The following is a 15953-nucleotide window of genomic DNA, read 5'->3' as shown; positions in this document are numbered from 1 at the left end:
CCTCATGGTGTCGATCGAGGGCATGACCGAGTTCTGGGACCGCCTGTTCGGCGCGCAGCCCGACCCGCCGCCGCTGCTGGTGGTGCTCACCGGCCTGGTCGCGTTGCTGGTGGTCGTCACCGGGCTGCCGTGGCGGATCGCCCGCAACATGATCACGATTGCTCACGAGGGCGGCCACGCGCTGGTCGCCGTGCTCACCGGCCGCAAGTTGCAGGGCATCCGGCTGCACTCGGACACCTCCGGCCTGACGCTCTCCGCCGGCCGCCCTACCGGACCGGGCATGGTCTTCACCCTGCTCGCCGGTTATCTCGCCCCGCCTCTGGTGGGTCTGGGCGGGGCGTGGCTGCTCGCCGGTAACCGGATCACCCTGTTGCTGTGGATAGCGGTGATCCTGCTGCTGGCCATGCTGGTCATGATCCGCAACCTTTACGGTGCGTTGACGTTGGTGGTCACCGGTGGCGCGGTGCTCGCCGTCTCCTGGTACGCCAGTCCACAGGTGCAGGCCGCGTTCGCCTGGACCGGTGTGTGGTTCCTGCTGCTCGGCGGCGTACGCCCGGTGGTGGAGTTGCAGCGGCTGCGGGCCCGGCGCGGGATGCCCGCCTCCGACGCCGACCAGCTCGCCGGTATCACCCCGCTGCCGGCGTTCTTCTGGGTGGTTTTCTTCGGCCTGGTCAACCTCGCCGTGCTGGTGGCCGGTGGCCTGCTGCTGGCCGGCCCGCTGCTGGCCGAGGCCGGTCTCACCTGATTCGTCGGCAGATCGGCAACCTGCCCCGCCCCGGTGCGTGTGTTCTGTCAGGTAGGGGAGGTGCGGGTGGCGGACGTCGAGGGGTTCGACGAGTTCTACCGGGGCAGCCGGCAGCGGCTGCTCGGCTACGTCTACGTGTTGACCGGCGACCTCACCGAGGCCCAGGACGCCGTGCAGGAGGCGTTCATCCGGGCCTGGCAGCGCTGGTCCACGGTGGGCGCCTACGACGACCCGGAGGCGTGGGTACGCGTGGTGGCGGCCCGGATCGCGGTGAGCCGCTGGCGCAGCCTGCGCAGCCGGGCTCGGGCGTACCTGCGGCACGGCGCGGCCGAGAGCGTCCCGGCACCCACCACCGACACGGTCGAGGTGGTCGCCGCACTGCGTCGGCTCCCCGAGGAACAGCGCGTCGCGATCGCGCTCTACTACCTCGCGGGCCTACCGGTCGCCGAGGTGGCCCGGCAGACCGCGGCCCCGGTCGGCACGGTCAAGGCCCGGCTCTCCCGGGGGCGTGCCGCGCTCGCCGGGCTGCTCGCCGTCACTGACCTGGAGGAGGCGCCCGGTGCGTGACGAGATGAGGTTCCTTGAGCGGGTGCAGCACGAGCTACGGGAGGTTCGCTGGGCGACGCCCGAAGAGCTGCGCCAGCGGGCTGCCCGCCGCCGTCGACATGCGGTGGTGGGCGCGGCGATCGCCGTGGTGATGGTGGCGGCCTTCTCCGCCGTCGTCACGAAGCGACTGTCCGCACCCCCACCTCCACCGTCACTACCGGTGGCTGCTCCGCTGGCCGCGCCGACCGTCGCGGCGGCGCCCGCTGCGGAGATCCCCCGGGAAGCCCTGGTGCAGCCGGATGACCTCTCCGCGCGGACGGAACCACCGCTGGGTCGGACCGGGCTGGGAGAACCCGTACAGGTCGACCCGATGTTGCTCGCCTGCCACCAGGAGCAGGGCCGGGCCGCCGACTGGGAGCTTTCCCGCTACTCGCGCTCCCAGACGCTGCTGCGGTCGCAGGGCGGCCGCAGCGCGCCTGGCCTGGCGGAGCTGTTGTTCAGCCAGGACGTCTACCGACTCACCCCGCAGGTGGCTGACCGGATCGTGGTCCGGATCGACGCGCTGCTCACCCCGTGCGCGAGCTGGCTGTCCAGGGGCGAGGCAATCTGGGGGGACGATGTCGCTGCCGTGGAGGCCGAGCACCGGTGGGAGGTGACCGACCGCGACTTCGTCGGAGACCAGGCCATGATGATCGAGCACCGCGTCACGGAGGTGCGCAACCTGGAGACCGGCGAGAGCCGACGGCAGGATCATCTCGACCGGATCGCTGTGGTGCGTGTCGGCGACCTGGTCACGGTGATGGGTCTGGGGCCAGACGGTACGGCGAGGGAACTGCGCCGCCTCGCCGCCGTGGCCGCGAAGCGGCTCTGCACCGCCGCCAACCCACCCTGCTGACCCCGCGCGAGTGCAAGGAAGGGCCCCTTCCTATACACCAGGCGTTAGAAAGGGGCCCTTCCTTGCAAGCTAGAGCGGGATGTTGCCGTGCTTCTTGGGAGGGAGGGACTCGCGCTTGGTACGCAGCACCCGCAGCCCTCGCACGATCTGGGTACGGGTCTCGTGCGGCGGGATCACCGCGTCGACGTACCCGCGCTCGGCGGCCACGTACGGATTGGCGAGGGTGTCCTCGTACTCGGCGATCTTCTCGGCGCGTACGGCGGCGGGGTCCTCGGCAGCGGCCAACTCCTGCCGGTAGAGGATGTTCACCGCGCCCTGCGCACCCATCACCGCGATCTGGGCGGTAGGCCAGGCGAAGTTGAGGTCGGCCCCCAGGTGCTTGGAGCCCATCACGTCGTACGCCCCGCCGTACGCCTTGCGGGTGATCACGGTGACCTTCGGCACGGTGGCCTCGGCGTACGCGTAGATGAGCTTCGCGCCCCGACGGATGATGCCGTCCCACTCCTGGCCGGTGCCGGGCAGGAACCCGGGAACGTCCACGAAGGTCAGTACCGGGATGTTGAAGGCGTCGCAGGTGCGGACGAAGCGGGCCGCCTTCTCGCTGGCCGCGATGTCCAGGGTGCCGGCGAAGTGCATCGGCTGGTTGGCCACCACACCGACCGGGCGACCCTCGACCCGACCGAAGCCGACCACCATGTTCTGCGCGTAGAGCGGCTGGACCTCCAGGAACTCCCCGTCGTCGAGCACGTGCTCGATCACCCGGTGCATGTCGTACGGCTGGTTGGCCGAGTCGGGGATCAGCGTGTCCAGTTCCCGATCCTCGTCGCTGATCTCCAGGTCGGCCGGTGCCTCGAAGACCGGCGGCTCGTCCAGGTTGTTCGAGGGCAGGTGGGACAGCAGCGCCTTGACGTAGTCGATCGCGTCGGCCTCGTCGGTGGCCAGGTAGTGCGCGTTGCCGCTACGGCTGTTGTGGGTGTGCGCGCCGCCCAACTCCTCCATGCCGACGTCCTCGCCGGTGACGGTCTTGATGACGTCCGGCCCGGTGATGAACATGTGCGAGGTCTGGTCGACCATCACGGTGAAGTCGGTGACCGCGGGGGAGTAGACCGCGCCCCCGGCGCACGGGCCCATGATGAGCGAGATCTGCGGGATGACGCCGCTGGCCCGGACGTTGCGGAAGAAGATCTCGCCGTACAGGCCGAGCGAGGCCACGCCCTCCTGGATCCGCGCGCCGCCGGAGTCGTTGATGCCGATGACCGGGCATCCGATCTTCATGGCGAGGTCCATCACCTTGACGATCTTCTCGCCGAAGACCTCGCCGAGGGAGCCGCCGAAGACGGTGAAGTCCTGGGCGAACACACAGACCTGCCGGCCGTCGATGGTGCCGTAGCCGGTGATCACGCCGTCGCCGTAGGGGCGGCTCCGGTCCAGCCCGAAGTTGGTGGACCGGTGCCGGGCGAACTCGTCCAGCTCGACGAACGATCCCTCGTCGAGCAGCATCTCGATGCGTTCCCGAGCGGTCTTCTTGCCTCGCGCGTGCTGCTTCTCCACGGCGCGGGCCGACCCGGCGTGCACCGCCTCGTCGACCCGTCGTGCCAGGTCCGCCAGCTTGCCCGCGGTGCTGTGGATGTTGGTCCCGGTCTCGGTAGTCACCCTGGGAATATAACGATGGTTCAGGTCGCCGCAGCTGTGCATTTCGCCTCACCGGCCTACCCGTAGGCTGGTCAGGTGCCGGGTTCGCCGTACACCGATCTTGATCGCCCACCGCTGTCGGAGGCCCGGCTGCGTCGCGCGTTGGCCGCGCCGTACGGTCCGTGGTCCCGGCTGGAGGTGCGGACGGAGACCGGGTCCACCAACGCCGACGTGGCCGAGGCCGCCCGGAGCGGCGAGCCGGAGGGCCTGGTCGTGGTGGCCGAGCGGCAGACCGCCGGCCGGGGACGGCGCGGGCGGGTCTGGCAGTCACCGCCGCGTGCCGGCATCGCCACCAGCGTGCTGTTGCGGCCCGGCGAGGCGGTGCCGACCCGTGGCTGGTCGCCCGCACCCCCCTCGGGGTACGGCTGGCTGCCGTTGCTGGCCGGTGTGGCGCTGGTCGAGGCGGTGACCCTGCTGGCCGAGCTGGACGCCTCCCTGAAGTGGCCGAACGACCTGCTCATCGGGGGTGCCAAGTGCGCCGGGATCCTCGCCGAGGGGGTGCCCGGACCGCAGCCGAGCGACCCGCCCGCGGTCGTGCTCGGCATCGGGCTGAACGTGACGCTGCGCGCCGACGAACTACCGGAGCAGCCCACCGGCCTGCCGGCCACCTCGCTGCAACTGGCGGGCGCGGCGGCCACCGACCGGGATCCGCTCCTGCGGGCACTGCTCCGGTCGGTCGCCGACTGGTACGCGCGGTGGCGTGACGCCGGTGGGGACGCGACGGCCAGCGGGCTACGCGAGGCGTATCTGACCGCCTGCGGCACCATCGGCCGCGAGGTCCGGGCCCAGCTCCCCGACGGCACTGCCGTCACCGGGACGGCCACCGGCATCGACCCGGACGGTCAGCTCCTCGTCACCACGGCGACCGGGCGGCGATCCCTGGCCGCCGCGGACATCCGTCACCTCCGCTGACGCCGCACCGGCGCGGGTGTGCGCCGGTGGCGGTGCGTAACGAGCCGCGTGGCGGATGTAGGGCGGTGGCGCTGGGGGGTTACGGTCTGCCCGTCCGTTCCTGCGAGGAGGTTTCCGTGGCGTTCCCCGAAGACGTGCTCACCGAGGACGAGCACGTCGTGTTGCACCTGCATCCGCACTGGAAGGCATTGGTCTGGCCGGTGGTGGTGCTGGTGCTGTCCATCGCGGCGGTGGTGGTCGGCTTCGTGTTCCTGCCCTCCGGCGGCGGCGGTTCCCTGACGCTCGCGGTGATCGGCGGGTTGGCCCTGCTCGCCGTGCTGGTGCTGACGGTGTGGCCGTACATCTCCTGGCGCACCACGCACTACCTCTTCACCAACGAACGAGTCCTGCTCCAGCACGGGGTGCTCTCCCGGGAGCGCCGGGACATCCCGCTGAGCCGGGTCAACGACCACTCGATGAGTCAGCAGCTCGCCGGGCGGCTACTCGGCTACGGCACCCTCACCATCGAGTCGGCCGGGGAGCGTGGGCAGTCGGTCCTGCACGATGTGCCGAAGGTCGACCGGGTCCAGACCAAGCTCTACGAACTCGTGGAGGCGTTCCACGACCGGCACTCGCTCGGTGACGGTGAGCTTCGCGAGATTCTCAGCGAACGCGACAAGAGCGCCGGGGCGTAAACCCCGGAGCCGGTCCAGCGGGGCTGGCCTGGCTGGTTGGTCCGGCGGTGTTGGCCTGGCTCGGCTGGCTGGGTCGGTCAGCGGCGGCGGAGGCGGCGGGGGGCCGGGGCGGGCTGCAACTGGGCAGCCAACTCGGCCTCCAGCTCGGCGTCCAGGGCCGCCGTCAACTCGGCTTCGTCGGGCACTGACGCGGACCTGGGCTGGAGCGGTTGGGCAGCCACGCCGGGCCGGGCGGGTGGTTGCTCCTCCTCCAGCTCCGTCACGGACTCGGCCAACTCGGCCACCGGGTCCATGCCGGCCATCGTGTCCCACTCGTCGCGGGGTAGGCCGTGCCAGTGCTGCGTCGACTCGGCGGGTGCGGCGGGCTGGAAGACGAAGGTCCGGTACGACCAGAACCGGAACAGGGTCGCCAGCACCACGCCGCCCGTCTTCGCCACGTTCAGCGCCAGCAGCCCGGTCACGCCCAGCCCGTACTTGGCGGCGGCGAGCACGCCGAGTTCAATGAGCAGCCCCGCCCCGTTAAAAAGGAAAAACAGGGCGTATTCGCGCTGCATTGCAGATTTTGGGCGATCGCGGTACGTCCAGTGCCGATTCATCAGATACGACGTGATAGTCGCAACGATGGTGGCGACGACGGTGGCCTTCAGTTGGCCATCGACGAAAACGGTGAGTGCGAGCGCGTTGAACACGGCGTAATTGATGACCGTGTTGATGCCTCCGACCAGGCCGAACTTGAGTGCCTCGTGGATGAACTTCTGCCAGCGCTCCGGCAGCAGACGGACGAGAGGCATGGGCAACACCTTAGGGCAGCGGGTCGGGGTCGGCTGGCTCCGACCGAACGAGTGGGCGGCAGGTCACGCCCGACGGTCCTGGTTCGTTTCCGCGACGGGTGGTGTTCCCTCTTCGACGAAGACGAACCGTCGGTAGGACCAGAATCGGAACAGCGTGCCGAACCCGGTGCCCACGACGAAGCTGGCGATGTTGTCGGCCAGCCGGGTCTGGAAGACCGCCGGCCAGATGCTGCCGAGCCCGTAGTGGCTGATGGCGAGGCAGGCCACCGCGATGCCCAGGCCCACCGCGTTGAAGAAGAAGAAGAGCGCGTACTCGCGCGCCGGGTGGGAGCGCTTGCGGTGGCGCCACGTCCAGAACCGGTTGCCCAGGAAGGCGACGGTCGCGGCGATGACCGTCGCGATCGTCTTGGCCGTGACCTGCTCGACGCCCTGCGGCCCGATCAGGTAGTTGAACAGGACGAAGTCGATGACGAAGGCGATCCCGCCGACGGTGGCGAACTTGCTCATTTCCCGGATGAGGTGACCGAAGCGGTCGATCAGGGAGTGAACCAGACCCGGGCGGGTCTGCCGGGAGCCTGGCTCCCCGGTCATCGTCGCGGCCACTGTGCGAGCGTACCGGTTGGCGGGCTCGGGAGCGGGTAGCAACGGGCGTCGAGGAGCACCGTCACGTGGCCGGTCGGCGGTGTGGCGGCCCGGACCGACATGGACGGAGCGTAACGGCATCCGTGTGATCGGGTGTTGTTGACGCTTCGGCGCGCCAGGTCACAAAACGCTGCCACGGCCATCGGTGAGGCGCCGCCAGCAGGAGGTCCGCCGGAGAATTTGCGTGAAACTGCGCGTGAAAGCGGGTAAAGGCTCGTGATGCCGCAGCGTGACCACACCTTGTGCAGTTGTTCACAACCAGTCCCACTGACTGGGGAGGTTGCTCGGTTTACGCTGAGGCCAATCCCAGGTTTCCACGAAGGCGACGCGCATCGCGACGCCGAGATTCGTGCACTCCATAGACCGGTCAGCGTCGACCACAAGGAGATGTGTCATGGTTGCTCCGGCCACCGTTCGGGGTATCGATCAGGCCCCTACGTCCCACCCGAAACTTCTCGCCTGGGTCCGTGAGGTCGCTGAACTGACCACCCCTGACCAGGTCGTGTGGGTGGACGGGTCCGACGAGGAATGGCGTCGCCTCACCGACGAACTGGTCGAAGCCGGAACACTCGTCCGGCTGAACCCCGAGAAGAAACCCAACTCGTTCTACACGCGTACCGATCCGACGGACGTCGCCCGGGTCGAGGAGCGCACCTTCATCTGCTCCGTGGACGAAGCGGACGCCGGGCCCACCAACAACTGGATGGCGCCGGCCGAGATGAAGCGGACCATGACGGAGCTGTACCGCGGCGCGATGCGCGGGCGGACCATGTACGTCATCCCGTTCGTGATGGGTCCGGTCGAGGCTGAGAAGCCCATGTTCGGGGTGGAGATCACGGACAGCCCGTACGTGGTCGCGTCCATGCGGATCATGACCCGGATGGGTGCCAAGATCCTGGAGGCGATGGGCGAGGACGCGGACTTCGTGCGCGCCCTGCACTCGATCGGCGCGCCGCTGGCACCCGGCCAGCAGGACGTGGCCTGGCCGTGCAACGAGACCAAGTACATCTCCCACTTCCCGGAGACCCGCGAGATCTGGTCCTTCGGTTCCGGGTACGGCGGTAACTCGCTGCTCGGCAAGAAGTGCTACGCCCTGCGGATCGCCAGCGTGATGGGGCGGGACGAGGGCTGGCTCGCCGAGCACATGCTGATCCTGAAGATCACGTCGCCGGAGGGGCGGGTATACCACATCGCCGGTGCCTTCCCGTCGGCCTGCGGCAAGACCAACCTGGCGATGCTGGAGCCGACCATCCCGGGTTGGAAGGTCGAGACGATCGGCGACGACATCGCCTGGATGCGGTTTGGCCCGGACGGACGGCTCTACGCGATCAACCCGGAGTACGGCCTGTTCGGCGTCGCCCCGGGCACCGACTGGAAGACCAACGCCAACGCCATGCGGACGCTGGAGCGGGGCAATTCCATCTTCACCAACGTCGCCCTCACCGACGACGGTGACGTCTGGTGGGAGGGCATGGGCGAGCCGCCCGCCCACCTGATCGACTGGAAGGGCAACGACTGGACGCCGGAGAGCGACAGCCTCTCCTCGCACGCGAACAGCCGGTTCTGCACCCCGATCACCCAGTGCCCGATCCTGGCGGAGGACTACTACAACCCGAACGGCGTACCGATCGACGCGATCCTGTTCGGTGGCCGGCGTCGCGACACCGTGCCGCTGGTGACCGAGGCCCGCGACTGGGTGCACGGCGTCTACATGGGTGCCACGCTCTCCTCGGAGACCACGGCCGCCGCGTCCGGCGCGGTCGGTGTGGTCCGCCGCGACCCGATGGCGATGCTGCCGTTCATCGGCTACCACGCCGGTGACTACTTCCGGCACTGGATCGAGATGGGCAAGGGCGTCGACGGCGACGAGTCGAAGCTGCCGAAGGTGTACTACGTCAACTGGTTCCGTAAGGACCCGGAGGGTGGTTTCCTCTGGCCGGGCTTCGGCGAGAACTCGCGGGTCCTCAAGTGGATCATCGAGCGGATCGAGGGCCAGGCGGACGCCGTGGAGACCCCGATCGGCATGGTCCCGACGCTGGACTCGCTGGACGTCGAGGGTCTGGACATGACGCCGGAGGACGTCCGCATCGCGCTGAAGGTGGACCCGCAGGAGTGGCGTGACGAGTTGCCGCTGATCACCGAGTGGTTCGAGAAGTTCGGCGACAAGCTGCCCGGGGTCCTCTGGGCCGAGCTGGACGCCCTGCGGGCCCGACTCGACGCGGAGCAGCCGCAGCAGCAGGTGTGATCGACGCCGGATCCGGGCATCATCGGATCCCATGAGGACGGCCGCCGAGACCGAGGTCCGGCGGCCGTCCGCCGTCCGGGCCCTGACCGCACTGTTGGCGGTGACCGCCGCGGCCACCGTCGTGGTCGAGGTGCTCAACTGGTGGTACGCGCCGGAGCAGGGTTTCGGACTCGCCGTGCGCACCGGGTGGGCGATGCTTCGCTCGTTCGGATTCCTGCTGCTCATCGGGCATGTGCGGCGCGGTCGGACGGTGGCCCGTCCGTTCGGCCTGATCCTCTCCGTCACCACGGTCTTCGCGGTCGGGCGGCTGATCGTGCCCCGTCAGGGCGTACCGCCGTTGCCCGGTCTGCTCGGTTTCGCCCTGCTCACCGCGCTCTGCGCCACCGTGGTCTGGCTGCTGTACCGGTCGCCGACGCTCGCCGAACACCTGGTACGACACCGAGCCCGACTGGTGATCGACCGCTCCGGCATCTCCTGGCGGGAAACACCTCCGCGTCGGCCGGAGGCGAGCGCCTGGCTGTTGACCAGCCGGGTCGCGGCGTTCACGTACAGCCCGCTGATGCTGGTTCCGGCCCTGGTCGCCACCGCCGCGATCCTGGACGGGCGGTTGATCGCCGTGCCCGCCGTGCTGTTCTGGCTGGGCGCCGGCATCGCGACCAGCTACCTGGTGCTGTTCTGCACCGCGTTCCTGATGCGTGGGCGGCGGTGGGCGGGCACGCTGCTCGTCGTCGTCACCGTCGTCGTGCTCGCCGTCGACCTGCCATTGTGCTGGTGGCTGCTCGGCGTCGACGGCCTGGTACGCGACGGTGCGCCGCTGGTAGTCGCCGCCGTCCTCACCGTCTACGCCATCCGCCGCGCCGCCCGCACCCACCCCTAACCCGGCCTCAAGATCCGGACAACTTCCCTGGTGTTGCTGCCTCAGCCCGAGGCGGAGCCAGCAACTTCCCTGAAGTTGTTCGGATCTTGAAGTGCCGGCAGGCGCGCATCGGCCACCGGCACACGGATCCACGCGGCGGCTCGCTACCCTGCTAGGTGATGACTCTGCGGAAACTTCTCTACTCCGTCTACGAGCGGCGGCTCACGGCCAAGCTCGCGGGCCGACCGGTGCCCCGCCACGTGGGTGTGATGTGTGACGGAAACCGCAGGTGGGCGCGGGACATGGGGTTCGTCGATCCGAACGACGGGCACCGGCGGGGCGCCGAGCGGATCAAGGAGCTGCTGCGCTGGTGTGACGCTGCGGGTGTCGGGCACATCACGCTGTGGCTGCTCTCCACGGACAACCTCTCGCGCCCGGCGACGGAGTTGGACCCGCTGCTCCAGATCATCGAGGACCTCACCACCGAACTGGCCGAGGAGGGCAACCCCTGGCGGCTGCGGATGGTGGGTGCGCTGGACGTGTTGCCGGCGCACCATGCGAACGCGCTCAAGGCCGCCGAGGAGCGGACCCGGCAGCGCACCGGCGGCGCTCAGGTCAACATCGCCGTGGGCTACGGCGGCCGGCGGGAGATCGCCGACGCGGTGCGCTCGTTGCTGCTGGAGCACGCGGCGAACGGTGGCACGCTGGAGGAACTGGCCGGATCGCTCGACGTCGACGACATCTCCGAGCACCTGTACACCCGGGGACTGCCGGATCCGGATCTGATCATCCGGACCAGCGGGGAACAGCGGCTCTCCGGCTTCATGCTCTGGCAGTCGGCGCACTCGGAGTTCTACTTCTGCGAGTTGAACTGGCCCGAGTTCCGGCGGGTCGACTTCCTTCGCGCGCTGCGCTCCTACGCCACCCGCCAGCGCCGCTACGGGGTCTGAGACCCGGCGCGGCTCGCTCGCTCAGCTGAGCCGGTGGGTGGCCTCGGTGAGGAAGTCACCCAGGTCGGCCGGGGAGTCGATGGTGAGGTCGGCGGCTTCGGCGACCTCGTCGCCGGTCTCCGGGTTGGCGACGGCGACGCAGACACCGATGAAGTCCGGGTCGGCCGCAGCGCGGGCGCGTAGCGCCGCGAACGCCTTGATGTCGGAGACATCGTCACCGAAGTACCAGGCCGCGCGTACTCCCTGCACGAGTTCGTCGATCACCATGCCCTTGTCCCGGTCGACCGGCGGCTTGATCTCCAGGACCATCCGGCCGACCTGCACCCGTAGACCGAGGCGTTCGGCCTGGTCGCGTCCCCACTGCTCGACGGTGGCGGCGAGGTGCGGCGTGGTCCGCCAGTGCAGGGCGACGGAGAGACGCTTGTACTCCACGAGGGTGCCGGGCGGTAGTTCGGCGCGGGCCACGTCGGCGAGTTCGGCCATTGTGGGCACCCACGGCAGGGCGGCCGGCTCGGTGACCGTGTCGCCGCCGGAATGGCTGTGTTCCAGGCCGTAGAGCCCGTACAGGTCGACGCCGCTGAGCCCGTCGAAGTGCTCGCGCAGGAAGTCGACCGGCCGGGCCGAGACGATCGCGACGCGCTGTACGACCGGGGCGAGCGCCTCGATGGCGGCCAGCACCTTCGGTGCGGGCTGCACCTGGGTCGGGTCGTCGGCGACCGGCGCGAGGGTTCCGTCGAAGTCGAAGAAGAGGACGGTCTCGGCGACCCGGTCGGCGGTCGCCCGCCAGGCATGGTCGGCGTTCAGCGGAGTCTTCGGCTGCTGGTTGCCCAGATTTAACGGCGGCACGCGCGACAGCGTACCCCGGGTTCGGCCGGTCAATCCTGACGTGAATGCGGCGTGAAAGTGAATGGATTCAGCGTTCGGCGGCTCCACGTCCCCGGCGTCCGAACGGCACCACCGCCGCGTCCTGCCCGTGACTGAGCAGGTAGCCCTCCACGAAGCCGGAGTTCCGGTCGCCGGTGTGTGCCTCGATCTCCCGCAACCGCTCCACCAGGAACTCGGTGAGCGCGGTGAGCCGATCGTTGAGCCGCTCGTGTAGTTCGGCGACGACGGCCAGCACGATCGCGGTGCCCGCAGTGGCGAGCGCGAAGAGGTTGACGAGCAGCGGAAGCTGCCCGCCGTTCAGGGTCAGGGTCACCGCGTTCCCGGTGACGCACAGCGTCACGGAGACCGTCGCGACCACGACAGCCAACCATTTCAGGGTCATGGAGCGACCCCTTTCTGTCCCGCAGGGCTGGGTTCGGCCTTGTCCCGTCCCCCCGCCGACGACGAGCCCAAGCAGTACAAACACGGACGCTAGCGCGCCCGATCCCGCCCCGAAGCGAAACGAATGAGGTTGACCTGCCGTTCTTTCGCCATCTGAGGAACTAGCTGGCGGCTTCTCCTCGGTTCCGGACACCGAGCGGCAGCGTCGGGCGGTATGCGAGGTAACGAATGGTTTCTCGGATGTGGAACTTCTCCGCGTCCGAGACGGCCGGGTCGACCAGCCGGCGGAGCAGCGCCTCGACGTCGGGGTCCATCGGTGGTGGTGACGGCGCGCTCCGGCGGGAGGCTGTCCGGTCCCAGCCCAGCGCCGTGAAGGCCACGGCCGGGTCGAGCCCGAGGCCCTCGCAGAACGCCACCACCCGTTCGGCTTCCGGGTCGCTGGCCCAGTCACCGCGTACCCACCGGTTGATGGTCTGTCGGGAGACGCCGGTGCGTCGGGAGACCTCGGTGCCGCTCCAGGCCCGGGTCGCGCGGGCCTCGTCGAGGGCGCGCCGGACGAAGGTGGCGAAGGCGATCTTCCGCGCGCTGGTCGTCTCGGTCACCTCGTGACCGTACGGCCGCTGCGCCCGGGTAACGGTGCCTGCCACGCCTTTGTCACGCTTGCGTGACGTCATTGCAGTGTGGCCGGAGGGGGGTCCGGCACTCTTCCTGAGGGGTGCCACCTGGGCAGGATAGATGTACGTAGGTGTAGGGGCAAACGAACGAAAAGCTGATACTGTCACGTTCATGGGACAACCTACGGTGTGTCACGTGCATGAGACGATCAGTGCTCACCTGCGTCACGCGCCCGGTGCGAGGGGGACGCGGTGACCGAACTCGCAACCCGTGCCCAGGCGTTCGGCCTGGTGGCCGAGGGGGTTGCCGCCGGGCTGAGTGCGCCATGGCGCCTCTACCTCGCCCGCGGCTGCCGCTACCTCTCGCTCAGCGTCGGGGATCGAGCCGAATGGAACGCCTGGCGGACCCACCTCGGCTGCCCGGAACTGAGCGTGCGGGTCTACGACGCCGGCGGCGAGATCCGCCGTTCCTCCATGGCCGAGGTGGTGATGGACGGCTGCCGGATCAGCGTCGAGCTGGTGGAGGAGATCGGCACCGACGACCTCGACCGACTCCTGATGGCCGACCCCACCACCATCGAACCGGAGGAGCGATGACGGTCGCGCGGGGAACCGGAGCCGCCGGATGAGTCCATTCCTGGCGATCTTCCTGGTACTCGTACTCGCCGCGACGAGCTACGCGGCAGGGCGGCTGCACGGGCAGCTCAGCTACCGGATCGGCTATCGGTTCGGCTACCGGCAGGGCTACTTCGACGGGGATCGCGGCGCGTGGAACCGGCGTCGCCGGGACGCCCAGGCGGCCATCGCCTCCGCCCTCGCCGTCACGGCACGTCCGTCACCTGCCGCCCGAGTCTCGGCCACTGCGAACCCCCTGCCGCCCCGGGGCACCTGCCCGCCACCGGCGGCCCTGCGGTCCGACGGACCGTCTGGGGAGATCGAGCAGGGTTCCGGGGCCCGTCCAGGCACCACGTACACCGGTTCGTCCTTCGCGGAGCCGGCCGCCTCGATCACCGGGCGGCACCCGACCGGCACCCTCGTCCGACGGACCGGCTGAACCGGTCGACGGGCTCCGGCCCGTCCACACGCGCGGCGCGTACGCCTCTTCGCAGGTGGTGCCGCGGGGCCACGTCAGACCGGTGGCGGTGGTCCCACCGGCCGGGATGCGCGCAGGGGGCATGCATCCCGGCCGGTTCACCCCTGCTGGCGGCCAGTGCTACGCCGTACGCCGCCGGTTGCCGACGCCGTCCGGCCGCAGATCGTCACCAGGGATCCGGCGCGGCCGGGAGGCGTGGCCCGGTGCGGTGTCCAGGAGACGCACTAGCCGGGACGGGTGCGGGGAGCTAGCGTCTAGGCATGGCGCGGGGTTGTCCCGAGCCAGCCGGCCCGCCCGGCCTGCGACCTCGCGCACGGGGCCCGCATCCGACCCCGTGTCAGCCGGGCATCCGGAGGAGGCGGACCGCGGGTGGCCGGGTGCCCATCCGCCGGAGCAGGCCTGTGACGACTCGCCGTACGACCGCCGGTGCCGACCAGGGCCCGGCCGCGACTACCACGACCCGCCGCAGCACCCGGAGCCGCCGTGCGGCGGCCGCCGGTTCGGCCGATCCCCGGGAGCCCCGCCCAGCGGGCCAGTCCTTCGTGCTGGACACCTCCGTTCTGCTCAGCGACCCGGCGGCGTTCCACCGCTTCGACGAGCACGAGGTGGTGCTTCCGCTGGTGGTGATCTCCGAACTGGAGGGCAAGCGGCATCACCCGGAGCTGGGGTGGTTCGCCCGACAGTCGCTGCGCATGCTGGACGAACTGCGGGTGCGACACGGCCGGCTGGACCGGCCCGTGCCGGCCAACGACGTCGGCGGCACGCTGCGGGTGGAGCTGAACCACACCGACGACGGCGTCCTGCCGCCGGGTTTCCGCAACGAGTCCAACGACGCCCGGATCCTCTCCGTCGCGTTGAACCTCGCCGCTGAGGGGCGGGAGGTGACCCTGGTCAGCAAGGACATGCCGCTGCGGGTCAAGGCCGCCTCCGTGGGGCTGCGCGCGGACGAGTACCGGCACGGCCAGGCCAGCGACCCGACCTGGACGGGAATGGCCGAGTTGGAACTCGTCGAGGACGACATCGCCCGGCTCTACGCGGGAGAGGCCATCGACGTGGACGCGGCGGCGGGTCTGCCCTGCCACACCGGGCTGGTGCTGCACTCGTCGCGAGGCTCGGCGCTCGGCCGGGTGCTGCCGGACAAGACCGTACGGCTGGTGCGTGGTGACCGGGAGGCGTTCGGCGTGCACGGGCGCTCGGCCGAGCAGCGGGTCGCGCTCGACCTGCTGCTCGACGAGTCGATCGGCATCGTCTCGCTCGGTGGTCGGGCCGGCACCGGCAAATCCGCCCTGGCGCTGTGCGCGGGGTTGGAGGCGGTGATGGAACGTCGCCGGCACAAGAAGGTGATCGTCTTCCGCCCGCTGTACGCCGTCGGCGGGCAGGAACTGGGTTACCTGCCCGGCTCGGAGGCGGAGAAGATGTCGCCCTGGGCGCAGGCGGTCTTCGACACCCTCGGCGCGGTGGTGCACGAGAACGTGTTGGAGGAGGTCACCTCACGCGGTCTGCTGGAGGTGCTGCCGCTGACCCACATCCGGGGCCGCAGTTTGCATGACGCGTTCGTCATCGTCGACGAGGCGCAGTCGCTGGAGCGCGGTGTGCTGCTGACCGTGCTCTCCCGGATCGGTCAGGGCTCCCGGGTGGTGCTGACCCACGATGTCGCGCAGCGGGACAATCTGCGCGTCGGGCGCCATGACGGGGTAACCGCCGTGATCGAGGCGCTGAAGGGTCATCAGCTCTTCGCGCACGTGACGCTCAGCCGTTCGGAGCGCTCGCCTATCGCCGCGATGGTGACGGACCTGTTGGAGGACATCCCGACCTGACGGGCGGTTTGGGCGTTTCGCAGGGAAATATGGCGTGACCCACGTCACAATTGGGGTCCGTGGTTTCCCAACCGCCTCACTGTGCGCGATTGTGTCCCACGGGCGCCCACGCACCTCCCGCATCGTCGGTGATCGTTCGTCGCCACCAGGACGACGGAGGACGCCGGGATACGACAGGTGCGTCCACGGTGGCCGGCAAGCCGGCCACGGGCGCC

17 protein-coding genes are annotated in these 15953 nt (G+C 69.8%); 11 read left to right on the top strand and 6 right to left on the bottom strand.

What is annotated here, in order from left to right; translation table 11 throughout:
• Positions 1 to 4: 4 nt before the first annotated feature.
• From FF096_RS04805 to FF096_RS04795, 3 genes are all read left to right on the top strand, one after another.
• Positions 5 to 745 (top strand): M50 family metallopeptidase, encoded by a 741-nt coding sequence (locus FF096_RS04805; RefSeq protein ID WP_155215141.1) that lies wholly within the window; start codon positions 5 to 7, stop codon positions 743 to 745.
• 66 nt (positions 746 to 811) lie between these two features.
• Positions 812 to 1312: a SigE family RNA polymerase sigma factor gene (locus FF096_RS04800; protein ID WP_309222695.1), complete on the top strand. Its 501-nt coding sequence runs from the start codon at positions 812 to 814 to the stop codon at positions 1310 to 1312.
• Entirely contained in the window at positions 1305 to 2186 is an 882-nt protein-coding gene (locus tag FF096_RS04795; protein ID WP_155215140.1) for a hypothetical protein, read from the top strand. The genes FF096_RS04800 and FF096_RS04795 overlap by 8 nt, the downstream gene beginning before the upstream one ends.
• Before the next feature lie 69 nt (positions 2187 to 2255).
• Here FF096_RS04795 and FF096_RS04790 read toward each other — a convergent pair whose 3' ends face one another.
• A complete protein-coding gene (locus FF096_RS04790) occupies positions 2256 to 3839 on the bottom strand; it encodes an acyl-CoA carboxylase subunit beta (protein ID WP_309222694.1) in 1584 nt (527 codons plus the stop codon).
• Between the two features lie 75 nt (positions 3840 to 3914).
• Here FF096_RS04790 and FF096_RS04785 point away from each other — a divergent pair, with 75 nt between their 5' ends.
• Positions 3915 to 4790 carry a biotin--[acetyl-CoA-carboxylase] ligase gene (locus tag FF096_RS04785; protein WP_309222693.1) on the top strand — a complete coding sequence of 292 codons (876 nt, stop codon included), beginning with the start codon at positions 3915 to 3917 and terminating at the stop codon, positions 4788 to 4790.
• 116 nt (positions 4791 to 4906) lie between these two features.
• Positions 4907 to 5464: a PH domain-containing protein gene (locus FF096_RS04780; RefSeq protein WP_309222692.1), complete on the top strand. Its 558-nt coding sequence runs from the start codon at positions 4907 to 4909 to the stop codon at positions 5462 to 5464.
• 77 nt (positions 5465 to 5541) lie between these two features.
• On the opposite strand, the gene FF096_RS04775 is transcribed toward FF096_RS04780, so the two are convergent.
• Positions 5542 to 6255, bottom strand: coding sequence for a GtrA family protein (locus FF096_RS04775; protein ID WP_155215138.1), 714 nt, complete (start codon positions 6253 to 6255; stop codon positions 5542 to 5544).
• A gap of 63 nt (positions 6256 to 6318) precedes the next feature.
• The gene (locus FF096_RS04770; RefSeq protein WP_375335297.1) at positions 6319 to 6900 is read right to left on the bottom strand and encodes a GtrA family protein; all 582 of its coding nucleotides are present in this window, start codon (positions 6898 to 6900) and stop codon (positions 6319 to 6321) included.
• A gap of 391 nt (positions 6901 to 7291) precedes the next feature.
• Here FF096_RS04770 and FF096_RS04760 point away from each other — a divergent pair, with 391 nt between their 5' ends.
• The 3 genes from FF096_RS04760 (at position 7292) to FF096_RS04750 (ending at position 10948) form a co-directional block, all read left to right on the top strand.
• On the top strand, positions 7292 to 9142 hold the full coding sequence (locus FF096_RS04760) for a phosphoenolpyruvate carboxykinase (GTP) (protein ID WP_155215136.1): 1851 nt from the start codon (positions 7292 to 7294) through the stop codon (positions 9140 to 9142).
• Between the two features lie 31 nt (positions 9143 to 9173).
• Positions 9174 to 10019, top strand: coding sequence for a hypothetical protein (locus FF096_RS04755; RefSeq protein ID WP_155215135.1), 846 nt, complete (start codon positions 9174 to 9176; stop codon positions 10017 to 10019).
• 158 nt (positions 10020 to 10177) lie between these two features.
• Positions 10178 to 10948: an isoprenyl transferase gene (locus tag FF096_RS04750; protein ID WP_155215134.1), complete on the top strand. Its 771-nt coding sequence runs from the start codon at positions 10178 to 10180 to the stop codon at positions 10946 to 10948.
• 21 nt (positions 10949 to 10969) lie between these two features.
• On the opposite strand, the gene otsB is transcribed toward FF096_RS04750, so the two are convergent.
• From otsB to FF096_RS04735, 3 genes are all read right to left on the bottom strand, one after another.
• Positions 10970 to 11794 carry a trehalose-phosphatase gene (otsB, locus tag FF096_RS04745; RefSeq protein ID WP_309222691.1) on the bottom strand — a complete coding sequence of 275 codons (825 nt, stop codon included), beginning with the start codon at positions 11792 to 11794 and terminating at the stop codon, positions 10970 to 10972.
• Positions 11795 to 11861: 67 nt separating this feature from the next.
• Entirely contained in the window at positions 11862 to 12215 is a 354-nt protein-coding gene (locus tag FF096_RS04740; protein ID WP_155215133.1) for a hypothetical protein, read from the bottom strand.
• A 160-nt stretch (positions 12216 to 12375) separates the two neighbouring features.
• Positions 12376 to 12816: an XRE family transcriptional regulator gene (locus tag FF096_RS04735; RefSeq protein WP_309222690.1), complete on the bottom strand. Its 441-nt coding sequence runs from the start codon at positions 12814 to 12816 to the stop codon at positions 12376 to 12378.
• A 264-nt stretch (positions 12817 to 13080) separates the two neighbouring features.
• Between FF096_RS04735 and FF096_RS04730 the strand changes: the two genes are divergently transcribed.
• From FF096_RS04730 to FF096_RS04720, 3 genes are all read left to right on the top strand, one after another.
• Positions 13081 to 13425 carry a hypothetical protein gene (locus FF096_RS04730; protein WP_309222689.1) on the top strand — a complete coding sequence of 115 codons (345 nt, stop codon included), beginning with the start codon at positions 13081 to 13083 and terminating at the stop codon, positions 13423 to 13425.
• Between the two features lie 28 nt (positions 13426 to 13453).
• Positions 13454 to 13882: a hypothetical protein gene (locus FF096_RS04725; RefSeq protein WP_155215131.1), complete on the top strand. Its 429-nt coding sequence runs from the start codon at positions 13454 to 13456 to the stop codon at positions 13880 to 13882.
• Positions 13883 to 14322: 440 nt separating this feature from the next.
• Positions 14323 to 15738, top strand: coding sequence for a PhoH family protein (locus FF096_RS04720; protein WP_309222688.1), 1416 nt, complete (start codon positions 14323 to 14325; stop codon positions 15736 to 15738).
• Positions 15739 to 15953: the final 215 nt, after the last annotated feature.

Origin of the sequence: Micromonospora sp. CP22 (genome assembly GCF_009712475.1) — a bacterium.
Classification (GTDB): Bacteria; Actinomycetota; Actinomycetes; order Mycobacteriales; family Micromonosporaceae; genus Micromonospora.
The sequence above is the reverse complement of the archived record's forward strand: the minus strand, read 5'-3'. Positions and strand labels throughout refer to the sequence as shown.

Coding starts and splice junctions, on each gene's coding strand:
- FF096_RS04755 (WP_155215135.1), top strand. CDS start 9,174: ATGAGGACGGCCGCCGAGACCGAGGTCCGGCGGCCGTCCGCCGTCCGG.
- FF096_RS04750 (WP_155215134.1), top strand. CDS start 10,178: ATGACTCTGCGGAAACTTCTCTACTCCGTCTACGAGCGGCGGCTCACG.
- FF096_RS04725 (WP_155215131.1), top strand. CDS start 13,454: ATGAGTCCATTCCTGGCGATCTTCCTGGTACTCGTACTCGCCGCGACG.
- FF096_RS04760 (WP_155215136.1), top strand. CDS start 7,292: ATGGTTGCTCCGGCCACCGTTCGGGGTATCGATCAGGCCCCTACGTCC.
- FF096_RS04775 (WP_155215138.1), bottom strand. CDS start 6,255: ATGCCTCTCGTCCGTCTGCTGCCGGAGCGCTGGCAGAAGTTCATCCAC.
- FF096_RS04740 (WP_155215133.1), bottom strand. CDS start 12,215: ATGACCCTGAAATGGTTGGCTGTCGTGGTCGCGACGGTCTCCGTGACG.
- FF096_RS04805 (WP_155215141.1), top strand. CDS start 5: ATGGTGTCGATCGAGGGCATGACCGAGTTCTGGGACCGCCTGTTCGGC.